The following is a 12,962-nucleotide window of genomic DNA, read 5'->3' on the forward strand; positions in this document are numbered from 1 at the left end:
GTGAAGACCTGCCGCCTTTTTCCATAGCGTTCCGTTTGAATTGGAAGACCAGTGCCGCCCGCTTTGAGACGGGTTCTTTCTGCGCTAAAGGCAATGCTCTTCCTGGAATAATCAGGATCAGGCAAAAATCAGAGTCATGAGTACGACGAACAGAAAGGGCAGAAGCAGACAGAAAATGATTTTCATCTGCCGCTTGCGGGTTTCATACAAGTAGGCGATGAACTCGCGAAGCATGGCGTTGAGCGTGAAATACCACTTGGTTTTCGAACCGTATCCCAGACAGGGAAGACCGATCGATTTTCCAAGCAGCAGGGCCCGGAACACGTGGTAGCGGGTTGTGACAATGGCTGTGTTGCCGCGCTTTTCCTCTTCCTGAAACAGCAGGCGGGAAAGCGTCAGGTTTTCCAGCGTGTTTCGGGAGCGTTCTTCGCTGACGGTATGCAGCGGATCCGCGCCATGTTCGAGGGCATAGATTTTCATCGCCGCACCTTCCGGAACGTCTTCGCCCGGTCCCTGACCGCCCGAAAGAATCAGCAGCGCGCCAGGATTTTTCTGCTGAAGAGCAATTCCCGCATCGATTCGAGCCGCCAGCAGCGGCGGTACGGTCGTTCCGAACAAGCCGGAGCCAAGAACGACGATCTGATCAAAACGATTCTTATTTCGAAAATGAATCAGGTTGATCCAGGAAGAGAGCACGTAAATCGCCAGCAGGAAGGAAAGGTATCCAACGACGACTGTGGCCATCGCGTAGAAAAAATCCAGAATGATATTGTTCGCAGCCTGCAGCAGTACAGGGAAAACAAAGAGGACCAGCAGGATGAAGATGGAAAAACCGATGGAAAGACAGTTGGTAAGTGAAAGTCCTTCCCGACGGATCAGGCGAATGCCTTCAACAAAAAGGATGCCCGCCAGCAGCAGCGGAAAGACCAGAAGGAAGAGGATGACCACAACGGCGATCAGGATGAGAAGAGTCACCAGCCAGGGCGCTTTCGCAGTCAGTTCCGCCGAATAGCGAAACACCAGCAAAGCCGCGCTGATTCCGCTCAGGCCGACAAACGTCAGCAGACTTATGCCGCTCCACACACTGCGCGGCTCAACGAGCAGGACGCAGACCAGAAAAATCAGGCCGATCAGAAAGGGAAGACATGCGATCAGTTCAAACAAAGCATCACCTCATTCTCTTGCCTGATTCCATTAAAACGTTCAGGCGCTTTCGTTCCACGAAATTGTATCGAAGAACCGCTTTGCGAAGAAGAAGGACAGTCTCATCTTTCAAACATGACAGGCCATGAAGTCAAATTGTGCGCTTGTAAACCAAAGTCCTGCTGGTCAGCTTCCCAGACGGCTGCGTATACAGAAGATGCGAAGTTTATAAAACCGGCGGATCCGACAAAAGCGCATTACGACTTTGGCGGCTGGTACGCCGATGAAGGCCTGAAGACGTCGTACAGCTTCAGCACAGCTGCAGCGGGCAACGTTACCCTTTACGCGAAGTGGACGGCCAAACGCTATACGCTGACCTTTGATTCCAATGGCGGCAGCAGCGTTGCAGCCCAGACGGTCGCTTACGCACCGGATGCGGTATTTACGGCTCCGGCCCTGGCTCCAACGAAAGCGGATCACCGCTTTGCGGGCTGGTTTACCGATGCAGCTCTGACTTCGGCTTATGACTTCAGCTCCAGAGTGACCGGCTCGATCAAGCTGTTTGCCAAGTGGCTCTATGTACAGGTGATCGATCAGGCGATTACGTATTCGAATGGCGTAAATGCGCATCTTGACGACTTCGGCAGCTCCGCACAGACCAAAAAGGCCTTTACCGATGCCCTGAGCGCGGCAAAGACGGTTCGGGATGGCGCGAAGGCGCAAAAAGAAATTGATGATGCCGCAAAAGCACTCAATGCGGCAGCACTCGATCTTCGACTGGAAGCCACAAGCGAAAACCTTGAAGCGCTCAAGAACTAAAAGACGTCGTTGAAAGCGCAGGCTTTCCAGGACGCCCCAAAGAAAAAGACAGCTTTAACCAGGAGGCAGCCGATCCGATCCGGCTGCCTTCTTTTTACGGGTATGTCAAAAGAGGGGCTCGAGCGCTATATGAAAAGAAAGCGCTTTGAGTACATGAGAAGAAAGAAAGCGGCAGAAATTTTATACTTGGATCCGTGGCGGATACGGAACAGCCGTTCGTCAAGGGATGGACGCTGTTCGGAAGGGAAATATTTCGCCTTTGAACTTAGAAAGGGAAAGGAGAAGATCCTGTTTCGAGAACGGGAACAGGACGCCAAAAGAAATGACGCAGAAACAGATCAAAATTCTTGGCTATGTGGGAAGCTTTCTTTCGATTCTCATGTATGTTTCCTACATTTCGCAGATCCTCAATAATGTGCATGGCGTAAAAGGCACCTGGATCCAGCCGCTTTGCGCCTGCATTAACTGTGTGATCTGGACGGTTTACGGTTTGATGATCAAGCCGAAACAATGGCCGCTCGTACTGGCCAACGTGCCGGGAATCTTTCTTGGCCTGATCACATTTCTTACCGCGCTCTAGAATCTGGCACTTTCCAGCGGAAAAACCAGAAATCTGCAGCGCAGGGCGAAAAAGCCCGCATGCATCCCTGCTGACGATGTGTGCGGGCTTTTTCTTTGTCCCAGACATCCCGTTTTTTCGATCAATATATGGTATCGAAACCATATCGGTGATTTCTGGTGAAAGCATCAATAAAAGGCGAAAAACAGCCAAAAATATGGAAATACTCTATTTTTTTTTATATTCGTGTGAAATCGGTTCCATATTTTTGTAAAACCGTTTACATGGAATCGATACCACAATAAACTTCAAGTATAAACAAGCCGGCAGACAGGCCGGCCAAAAGAGAAAATGGAGAAAGGGAAAAATGGATTACGCAAAGATCGCAGCGGACATTATTGAAAATGTCGGCGGCAAAGACAACATCATCTCAGCAATGCACTGCGCGACGCGCCTGCGTCTGCGCCTGAAGGACTACAGTAAAGTCGACGAGAAAAAGCTCGAAGACGTCGACCAGGTCAAAGGCATTTTCCTTGCCAACGACCAGCAGCAGGTCATTCTCGGAAGCGGAACCGTAAACCTGGTTACCGCGGAAGTTCTCAAACAGACCGGTCTGAACGGAGGGGCGGTCAGCGAAGAACCGAAGAGCAAGGAGGGCAGCTGGCTGACCCGTGCAGTCAAAGGTCTCTCCGATATCTTCGTTCCGATCATTCCGGCGATCGTCGCCGGCGGTCTTCTGATGGGAATCAACAACGTACTGACCGCCGTCGGCCTGTTCGCCCCGGGCAAGTCGCTCATCGACATGGCGCCGCAGTTCGCGGGCCTCGCCTCGTTCATTAACATGTGCGCAAGCGCACCGTTCACGTTCCTTCCTGTTCTGCTTGGCTTCTCCGCTGTGAAAAAGTTTGGCGGCAACCCGTATCTGGGGGCAGCGATCGGCATGGTCATGGTTCATCCGGACCTGCTCAATGCCTATAGCATCGCTTCGGTAGACACGCTTCCGTTCTGGAACATCCTGGGCCTGGAAGTGCAGTCGATCGGCTATCAGGGTACCGTTCTTCCCGTACTGGCCGTTTCCTGGATTCTGGCCACGATCGAAAAGTTCCTGCATAAGCACACCCCAAGCTGGCTCGACAACCTTTCCACACCGATGCTTTCGCTTCTCATTACCGCTCTGCTGACATTCACGATTGTCGGACCCGTTATGCGTACAGCCGGTGACTGGCTCGCTTACGGACTGAGCTGGCTCTATTCCACCCTCGGCTTTATCGGCGGCGCCATCTTCGGTCTGCTTTACGCGCCGATCACCATGACCGGCATGCATCATTCCTTTATCGCAATTGAAACCCAGCTGATCGCAGCCGCGGAAACTACAGGCGGCTCCTTCATCTTCCCGACCGCTTCGATGAGCAACGTTGCGCAGGGCGCAGCCGTTCTTGCGGTTCTGGTCATGACGAAAAACGAAAAGATGAAATCCCTCTGCACCGCTTCTGGTATTTCCGCACTGCTTGGCATTACTGAACCGGCCATGTTCGGTGTCACCCTGAAACTTCGCTATCCGTTCATCGCGGCCATCATCGGCTCCGCAGTCGGCTCTGCCTGGATTGCCGGTACGCATACGCTGGCCATTGCCTTAGGTACCGCGGGTATTCCGGGATTCATTTCGATCCGTCCGGAAAGCTGGCTGAACTTCTTTATCGGCATCGCCATTTCCATGGCTGTATCTTTCCTGCTTACGGTTTACTTCATGAAAAAACATCCAGAAGGCGAAACCGGAGAAAACAAAGGCGGCTTTTCCTTCAAAAAGAAAAAAGCGGCTTCCAAAACGATCGAAAGTCAGAATGAAAAAGAAAACGAAACCAGAACAATCGAAACCGCTGCTCCCGCAAAAGAAGCAGCACCTGCACAGATCAAAACCCAGGCAGCCAAGCACATCCTGTGCGCGCCGGTTTCCGGCAAAACCGCTCCGGTCAGCGACTGCAGCGATGCGGTCTTCGCATCCAGAGCCATGGGTGACGGCATTCTGATTGAACCGGAAAACGGACGCTTTTACGCGCCGGCTGACTGCGAAGTCGTCATGCTGTTTCCGACTAAGCATGCCATCGGTCTGAAAACCGATGACGGTGCAGAAATTCTGATTCACATCGGCATGGACACCGTTTCGCTGGATGGAAAGCCGTTTACCGCTCACGTGGAAAACGGTCAGAAACTGAAAGCCGGCGATCTCATGATCGAAGCCGATCTCGATGCGATCCGCGCCGCCGGGCTTTCCATTCAGACTCCGGTCATCTTCACAAACAAAGTCGCCTTTGAAGCCAGACCGTACGGTCAGGTTCAGGCTGGCGACGCCGTGATGGAAACGAAAAAAGGAGAATAAAAATCCGTGAACTACTCTGTACAGAACCGTTTTTCGCAGGCGATGACAGAGACAAAGCGATCCGAGGCCGCCAATAGCCCGGATCGCCTTTGCTTTCATATCATGCCTCCCGTCGGATGGCTCAACGACCCCAACGGGCTCTGCGAAAAAGACGGCATCAACCATATTTACTATCAGTTCGCCCCCGAAAGCGCGGCTGGAAACACCGCAAAAGGCTGGGGCCACTGCACCACGAAAGACTGGATTCACTACACAGAACAGCCGGTGCCGCTTTTTCCGGACAGCCTGCTCGATGAAGGCGGTGCCTACTCTGGAAGCGCGCTGGTTTGCGACGATGGAAAAATTCGCTGCTTTTATACTGGCAACCGAAAGCTGCCCGGCGAGCATGACTACATTTATGAAGGCCGTCAGCACTGGACGTGCATGACGGAATCCACAGACGGAACGCTTCTGGAAAACAAGCAGGTGCTGCTCAAAAACGAAGACTATCCCAAAAACATGAGCTGTCATGTGCGCGATCCGAAAGTCAGGAAAGACCAGGACGGCTACCGGATGATTCTTGGTGCCCGCACCCGTCAGGATCAGGGCATGGCTTTGCTCTATACGAGTAAAGACCTGAAAAACTGGACGCTTTCCGGAACGATCGAGGGGAAAGAAGACTACGGCTATATGTGGGAATGTCCGGATTTTCTGGAACTCGACAAAGCTGCGCTGCTGCTCACCTGTCTGCAGGGAGCGCCCCAAAAGGGATACGAATACGAAAACCTGTACCCTTCTGGATATTTCCAGCTTGAGAAAAACCCAGACAAAAAGGGAAGCTGGATCGCCGGCGAATTCCGGGCTCTGGATCATGGCTTTGATTTTTACGCCCCGCAGACGTTTGTCGATGAAAACGGCCGGCGCATTCTGATTGGCTGGATGGGTATTCCGGATGTGGAGTATACCAACCGGGAAGCAAAATCGAACTGGCAGCACGCGCTGACGCTGCCTAGAGAACTGACCTGGAAAGACGGTCAGATTTACCAGTACCCCATTGAAGAAATGTTCCAGCTCGCGCAAAACGAATCGTCCAGAAGCCTTGAACTCGAACCGGGAAAGGCGGCCAGACTGGATGATCGCGTCTGTCTGATCGAATTGGAAAACGATCAGAAAGACTGGTCCATTTCGCTGCGTCACGATCTGACGCTCTCGGGGCATAATGGTGTTGTCAGACTTGAACTCCATCAAAGCGGTCTTGGCCGCACGACACGCCATGCGTACTGTCCGGACGTGCGCCAAATCACGATCTTCTCCGATACGTCATCCGTGGAGATTTTCATCAATCATGGCCAGGTTGCTTTTACTACAAGACTTTACGATGCGCCCGAAGATCGCAGTCTGAAAGCGGACGTGCGCATGAAGGCCATAATTACTCCCCTTGCCTCGTTTGAAATCGCCAGAGCCTGAGGCTGCAGACGGCGAGCGTGTGCAGGATGGTCTGTCCTGAAGTAAACAAGAACAAGAAAAAGAACAAGAAAGAGAAAGAGAAACCAAACAGAGGAAACCGGTATGACTCAATCCGTAAAAACAATCGATGTGACAGCCCTGGGCGAAATTCTGATTGATTTCACCATGCAGGGTGTAAACAGCCAGAATATGAACGTCTTTGCCCAGTACCCCGGAGGAGCTCCAGGCAATGTCTGCGTGCAGGTCAGCCGTCTTGGCGGACAGGTCGCTTTCATGGGAAAAGTCGGTCTGGACATGCACGGCCGTCTGCTCAAAACGGTTCTGGATCAGGAGGGCATTTCCACACGAAACCTGATCGAAGATCAGGAGCATTTCACCACCCTCGCTTTCGTATCCGTAGACGAAAACGGCGAGCGGGAATTTTCCTTTGCCCGCAAACCGGGTGCGGATACGCAAATCTGTTTTGAAGAGCTCGATCTGAACGAGCTGCAGCAGGCGAAAATCTTTCATGTTGGCTCGCTTTCTCTGACCGCCGAACCTGCCTGCAGCACAACGCTTCAGGCAATCGACTTTGCGAAAAAATGCGGCGCCCTGATCAGCTACGATCCAAACTATCGCGCCAGTCTGTGGCCCGATGAAGAAACAGCGATTGAAAAAATGCGCAGCCTGATTTCTTCGGCGGATCTGATGAAGATTTCCGATGAGGAAACGGAGCTGCTTACCGGAAAGGCCGACCCGGAAGAAGCCGCCAGAGCGCTCGTCGAGCAGGGCGTAACGATTGCGGTCATCACCCTGGGCAAGGACGGCGCCCTGGCGGCGACAAAAGATTTCGTCGTACGCGCCGGCGGATTTAAAAGTCAGCTGGCCGATACCAACGGAGCCGGCGACTCGTTCTGGGGATCTTTCCTGGAGCAGATTGCCAGAAGTCCAATCGAACCGGGTCAGCTCGATTCGAAAACGCTTGGACAGATGCTGGAAAACGCCAACGCCTGCGCAGCCCTGACCGTTCAGAAGCCCGGCGCCATTCCCGCGATGCCTGCGGCAGCGGAAGTCAACGCCTTTCTGGAAGCCAGCGGACGCAAAGCAGCGTTCTGAGCGGTTCCCCTCGGATGGGCGGGTATAGATTGGCATCGATCGGTACAGAGCGGTATGGATGCACGAAGAGTTGCATTGACTGGCCTGCGTGAGGAAAATGAAACGCAAAGGTAAGGCAGAAACAGCCTGAATCGATCGCCGCCTTATGCGGCGAAACGAATAGAGAAGCAAGACAGGAAGCACCTGAAAAGGCAGCAGCTCCGGGAGGCAGGAATATGGAAAAACTGACGATGGCAGATATTGCCAAAGCGGCGGGGGTCGGGAAAAGTACCGTTTCGCGCTATTTCAACCACGGCTATGTCAGCGAGGACGCCCGTTCAAAAATTTCGGCGGTCGTTCGCAGGACCGGATTCGAGCCGAGCGTGGCTGCCCAGAATCTGCGCTCTAAGGAGTCGCATACGATCGGTATTATCGCGCCGACGATGACGAGTACCGTCACGGGGCGTCAGCTGACGGTCATTGATGAAACGCTGCGTGCAGAAGGCTACAGCTGCATTATCATGACCGCCCATCATCATCGCGAACGTGAAATTTCCGCTATCGAATACATGCGCTCGCTGAAACTGGATGGCGTCATTCTCATTGCCACGACCATCGATGAAAAGCTGGAAAGCCTGCAGAAATCGAGCAATGTTCCGTTTCTGGTCATGGGCCAGGAATTTGAAAGCGGCGTTTCGGTCGTTTACGACGATTACCGCGCAGGTCGGGATGCCGGCCGATACGCCCGAAAGATGGGCCATGACGATGTCGTCTACGTTGGCGTCTCCCCAAACGATCAGGCCGTTGGCGTTACCCGTAAACAGGGCGTACAGGATGGCCTGAAGCAGGAAGGGGACGAGATGAAAAGCTTTGCTTTTGTGGAAACGTCCTTTTCCTATGAAGAAGCCAAAGAAGCCTGCGATCGCATTCTCGATGAACACGTTCCGACGATGATGATCTGCGCGACCGATAAAATCTGTCTGGCCGCGTACAAATCGCTCAGTGAACGGGGACTTCACGTTCCGGAAGATGTTTCCCTGATCGGGTTTGGCGGCTATGAAGCCGGTCAGCTTCTTACGCCGGCGCTCACGTCCATTCGGTTTAAAAACGAAGAAGCCGGAGTGCTTGCCGCAAAGACGCTGATTTCCATGATTCGCAATGAGCCGGTCAGCCGCATGCAGACGATCGGCTACGAATGGAGTTATGGCGATTCGGTTCTCGATCGAACGAAAACGAACTGAAATCCAAAGAAAAGAAAAAATGAGAAAGGGCCGGCAGAAATGTGAATATGCATGTTCAGCCGGTCCTTTTTGTCGTATGTCAACGGTCTGGAGGAGGATGGCGGAATGCGGTTATTTCACAAAGCCGGCTTTACGCTTTAGTCCGTCATGCTTTTCAGATCATTGAGGCGATTTTCATAGCGAAGAATATCCGTTTTGTCCTCGGTTACGGCTTTCGTGAGCACGATACCAACGCAAAGAAGAAGCTTAAGCTTGCGCACAATCTCTGGCTTATCTTCTGGGTCATCCTCTGGAACGGGCGTTTCCATCAAAAACGGCTCAATTTGATCAAACAGAGCTTTCGCCTCTTTATACTGGCGATTGCTGTAATACATGCCTAACGTAAATTCGCTGGCTTTCACCATTTGGAGAATGTTGATGCTGCAGGGAAAGAGGTTGAGCTTATGGGCGGCCAGAAGCATAGAACGCCGGTAATACAGGAGGGCACGGGTTCGATCGTTCAAGTACCTGGCGATATGACCGAGCTGGGCGAAGGCCGCATACCAGTAGTCCCACTCGTCTTTTTTCAGAATGCCCCCGCTTTTCGTAAACTGCGTGCAGAGCGGATCGATTGTTTTGAATACCTTGAAGGCTGCTTCGTCCTGATGACAAGCCTGATATGCTGTTCCGCAGCGAAACAGAGCCAGCAGATAATAATGAAAAATCGTATTGTCGGATTTTCTGGCATAGACACTTTCGTAAAAATGGACTTTCAGACAGGCAAGCGGAATTTTCCATGTTTTGTCCGGCAGAGAATTGTGGATGGCTTCTGCATCTGCCATCCAGATTTCAAAGAGACGCGCCGCGGTACGCATCTCTTTGCCGTTTGGTGTGCAGCACAGAGCAAGGCAGATCAGAATTTCGCAGCTTTGCGATTCGAGTTCATACGAGGTGAGTGAAAAATCCTTCAGAGCGATGACCAGCGTATCCATCAGCTCGAGTGCGGAATACTCCTCCTCAGGGGCAGCCAGACGGGAAAACTGGGTGCTGAGTTTTTGAAACGAGGTGAGAAATGCCTGCGGATTTTGGAAATGCAGACAAATGGACGCAAATTCTTTTTCCAGTACACGCCAGGTGTTCCAGAACTCGGCGGCATCTTTGTCCTTAAGATCAAACGGTCCGCACGTCAGACTCTCCATCCATTTCAGTCCGTCTTCGCAGAACTGACGGGCTTTTTCATACTCCTCCAAAGCAGAACAGGCACGGGCGGCCAGAGAAAAGGAATCGGGCCAGCTGCACTGGCTGTTTAGCGGCAGACCAAGAGAAGACGCGGTTTTACCGTGTTTGATGGACTATAAGGCGTGGGCACAGGCCTGCGAATGATTTTCCTGCTGCAGATAAAGGCTTGCTATTTCATGATGAATCAAAGACAGTTTGTCTTCCTTCAGGGGATGGAGAGTTTCCGGATCAAAGCGCATCCAGATGTTCAGAGCTTCTTTCCAGGCAATAAGACTGTCTTCCGGACGGCTGAAATAATCGATTCGCGCAAGATCCATCCAGCTTTCTGCATAGTTTCTGTACGTGGTTTCATCCGGGTGGATCTGGATGGCCTGCGCATGCAGATCGATCAGGAGCTGAAACACAGACCGTCGAAGCGCTTCATTTTTGGAATCCCATACGGCATCTCGCAGCAGATTCGTCATGTCCAGCCAGTCTTCGAGCTGCGCGGGGAATAAATCCGTATGGGAGAGGTACTTCACGGCGCTTTGGCAGGCTTCCTCCATCGCCTGATCCGCTTTTTGGGGCGCACCGGCTTCCAGATAGCACAGCGCCAGATGGGCCAGAAGCGCCGTCGGATGGTGTCCCGGATAGTTTGCAATTTCCTGTTCAGAATGAATGCGGGTCAGACTGACCCCTGTTTCCAGACTTCGGCAGGCGGCGTCGCAGTCTTCGAGCTTTTTAAGAATCCGTCGGGCGGCATCCCACAGCACTTCCTCAAATTGAACTGGAATACCGCTTTCCAGAAGCGAAGCAGGAAGAGACTGCGCTCGACTGGCGCCAATATGATCCAGAGCCAGATCGATCCAGGAGAGCGCGGTGTACAGCTTTCCCCGCTCTTCATAAAACTGAGCGGCATTGTACATATCCACCGCATTTTTCGGGATTCGAAGCGGCTTCCTCTCTTCTTTGATCTGTCCGTTTTTTACGGAATACTTCGGCCCGGTTAGTTTCTGAAGATGATTTAAAGCCCTCTGATAGCAGTGATCGGCCGAAAGCCAGTCGTTATTTTGTTCGCTGATCTCTGCACGGCAGAACAGGCAGGCGATCATCTCCTTTCTGGCTTCCTGGGATTCCTTGAGCCGGACAAGAAGAGAATGCATAGCTGCATCCACGCATTTTATGGCTTCATCCGTCCGGTTCAGTTTACGGTACGCCTCGGCCATGGTTCTGCGAACAGCGGCCTGCAGAATATCCTGCTCCAGAGTAACTGCATCCGCTTCGAGAAAGCGCGAATACGTTTCGATGCAAAGACGGTACTGACCGGCCGCATATTCCTGGTCTGCCTGATTTAACAGCCTCTGATTTTCGATGGAACGCGCCTGCGTCTGAGAAAGAAAGCCGCTTTTGTCCGCCAGTTTCTCCATCTGCTTGCAAAGCTCGCTTTCTTTTCTGAAGTCCTGCTGTTCCTGGGCCAGCCGGACTTCCAGCTCCAGAATCTGGTATTTCCAGCCGCAGGCAAGATCGGTCAGTTCCCTGGGAACCTTTTTCATCCAGCTCCAGAACTGCGCAATCGTCTTTTTTGCATCCTCTGGACGGCTGTCGTTGATCTGAAGATTGGCAAGATAAAAAAAGCTGAAAAGAACGGTCGATAAAAGCGCCTCGTTGATCCCCTTCAGGGGACTGGCCATCTGAATCAGATCGTCCAGGACAAGCATCGCGCCTTCCTTCTGGCCGGCATGAAGGCAGCAGTTTGCCATGGACGCATAAAAAAGGATTTTGAACGGAGTACTGTCGTATGGGCTGAGATCGTACGGAATATCTTCCAGGAGAAGAAGAATCGGATGCAGCACGCTGGCACACGTCGTGTTGAGTTCTTCAAACCAGCCCAGACGGGTCAGCGTGTTCAGATAGCGGATTGTGATGTCAAGCAGACGCTCAATCGTTTCCGTGGAGGGCTGGTCTTTGAAGGATTGGATCGTCTTTGCAAAATAACGTTTTAAAAACTCAACGCCTTTGCGCGGATCGACCGGAACGCCGTCTCCGTACAGGTAAATATCGGAAAGAACGAGAAGCGCCTGGTCTACTCCCTTTTCGGCCGCCTGATTCAGAAGCGGAATGGCGCGAGCGGGATTGCGTTTCGTGTCGACGCCTCTCAGATAGGCAAGGCCCAGATAGAAAAGCTTCTGGGGATTCTGCGGTTCTTGGCTCTGTGTTTTCGGATTTTCGAAAAGGGACTGTAAAGATTCACGAAGATCATCCGACTGGAGGGAAAAAACCGGCGGAAAGCCGGCATACAGCAGCTTCAGGACATCTGTATTCGCTGGTTCCATCTGGACAGGAATGATTTTTTTGCGGTACTGGACGGCAGCCGGATATTCATATTCGCTTATATAATTTTTTTCTTCGAGTTTTGGCGTTACGAGCAGCGTGATCAGCTCGCTTCGTTTCATCTGATCGAAAATCTGCTGGCTGAAATCTTCTCCCGGCATCAGAAAGTCGTCGTACCAGACCCCGACATCCCATGTGCATTCCAGAGACTGAACGAAATCCAGAAAATCCTGCGCATAAGCCCAGTCTTTCTTACGGTAGCTGACAAAAATATACGAATGAAACGAGCTTCTTATTTTCTCGATCAGCGGGGGTTCCAGAATCACGGACTGAAGATATGACCGCATACGGCTTTCAAAATTCTGTCGTTTCAGAAAATCCGGCTGAAAATCCAGATACTGAAGATCTCCGAACAGCTGGGAATAGGCAGACAGATCGATACTGTCCAGAAGGATGGGAAGAAGAAGAACTTTACTTTCGCGCAGCGCCCAGATCAGTTTAAGCGTATTTTCCTGTTCAGAGCGAAGCAGTCGGGAAGAAACCGCAATGACGGCCAGCGTGAATTCCTGCAGCAGGCGCAGATCCTCTTCACTCCAGAGGGCATTTTCTGGATCCGGCGCAAGAATCAGGCAGTTGACCTGGTCGCGGATGGTTTGAATAATCTGTGAATCTGTCGAACGATCCCCTGAGGGGATAAACAGAACTTTGCTGAGTCCGCTTTCCTGAACGGTATTTTCTGGATAATATTTGAATTTCATGCCGTCTCCTTTCCATG

Annotated in this window: 9 protein-coding genes; 6 read left to right on the forward strand and 3 right to left on the reverse strand. The window is 52.1% G+C overall.

The genetic code is table 11. The features are described from left to right. Window positions 1-117: 117 nt before the first annotated feature. The gene (locus tag Afil_RS00545; protein ID WP_230266575.1) at window positions 118-1,164 is read right to left on the reverse strand and encodes a YdcF family protein; all 1,047 of its coding nucleotides are present in this window, start codon (window positions 1,162-1,164) and stop codon (window positions 118-120) included. Window positions 1,165-1,278: 114 nt separating this feature from the next. Between Afil_RS00545 and Afil_RS00550 the strand changes: the two genes are divergently transcribed. From Afil_RS00550 to Afil_RS00575, 6 genes are all read left to right on the forward strand, one after another. Further along, window positions 1,279-1,962 carry an InlB B-repeat-containing protein gene (locus Afil_RS00550; protein WP_230266576.1) on the forward strand — a complete coding sequence of 228 codons (684 nt, stop codon included), beginning with the start codon at window positions 1,279-1,281 and terminating at the stop codon, window positions 1,960-1,962. Window positions 1,963-2,284: 322 nt separating this feature from the next. Then, the gene (locus Afil_RS00555; RefSeq protein WP_230266577.1) at window positions 2,285-2,542 is read left to right on the forward strand and encodes a SemiSWEET family transporter; all 258 of its coding nucleotides are present in this window, start codon (window positions 2,285-2,287) and stop codon (window positions 2,540-2,542) included. 346 nt (window positions 2,543-2,888) lie between these two features. Further along, window positions 2,889-4,898, forward strand: coding sequence for a sucrose-specific PTS transporter subunit IIBC (locus tag Afil_RS00560; protein ID WP_230266578.1), 2,010 nt, complete (start codon window positions 2,889-2,891; stop codon window positions 4,896-4,898). A gap of 6 nt (window positions 4,899-4,904) precedes the next feature. Continuing rightward, window positions 4,905-6,344, forward strand: coding sequence for a glycoside hydrolase family 32 protein (locus Afil_RS00565; RefSeq protein WP_230266579.1), 1,440 nt, complete (start codon window positions 4,905-4,907; stop codon window positions 6,342-6,344). Between the two features lie 102 nt (window positions 6,345-6,446). Beyond that, window positions 6,447-7,439, forward strand: coding sequence for a carbohydrate kinase family protein (locus Afil_RS00570; protein ID WP_230266580.1), 993 nt, complete (start codon window positions 6,447-6,449; stop codon window positions 7,437-7,439). A 215-nt stretch (window positions 7,440-7,654) separates the two neighbouring features. After that, on the forward strand, window positions 7,655-8,659 hold the full coding sequence (locus Afil_RS00575; RefSeq protein WP_230266581.1) for a LacI family DNA-binding transcriptional regulator: 1,005 nt from the start codon (window positions 7,655-7,657) through the stop codon (window positions 8,657-8,659). 137 nt (window positions 8,660-8,796) lie between these two features. On the opposite strand, the gene Afil_RS00580 is transcribed toward Afil_RS00575, so the two are convergent. Together Afil_RS00580 and Afil_RS00585 are read right to left on the reverse strand one after the other, a co-directional pair. Next, a complete protein-coding gene (locus tag Afil_RS00580) occupies window positions 8,797-9,888 on the reverse strand; it encodes a hypothetical protein (RefSeq protein WP_230266582.1) in 1,092 nt (363 codons plus the stop codon). 102 nt (window positions 9,889-9,990) lie between these two features. Further along, window positions 9,991-12,945, reverse strand: a complete 2,955-nt coding sequence (locus Afil_RS00585; RefSeq protein ID WP_230266583.1) for a TIR domain-containing protein — start codon at window positions 12,943-12,945, stop codon at window positions 9,991-9,993. Between the last annotated feature and the right edge of the window lie 17 nt (window positions 12,946-12,962).

Source organism: Allobaculum fili (genome assembly GCF_020969955.1).
GTDB lineage: Bacteria > Bacillota_I > Bacilli_A > Erysipelotrichales > Erysipelotrichaceae > Allobaculum > Allobaculum fili.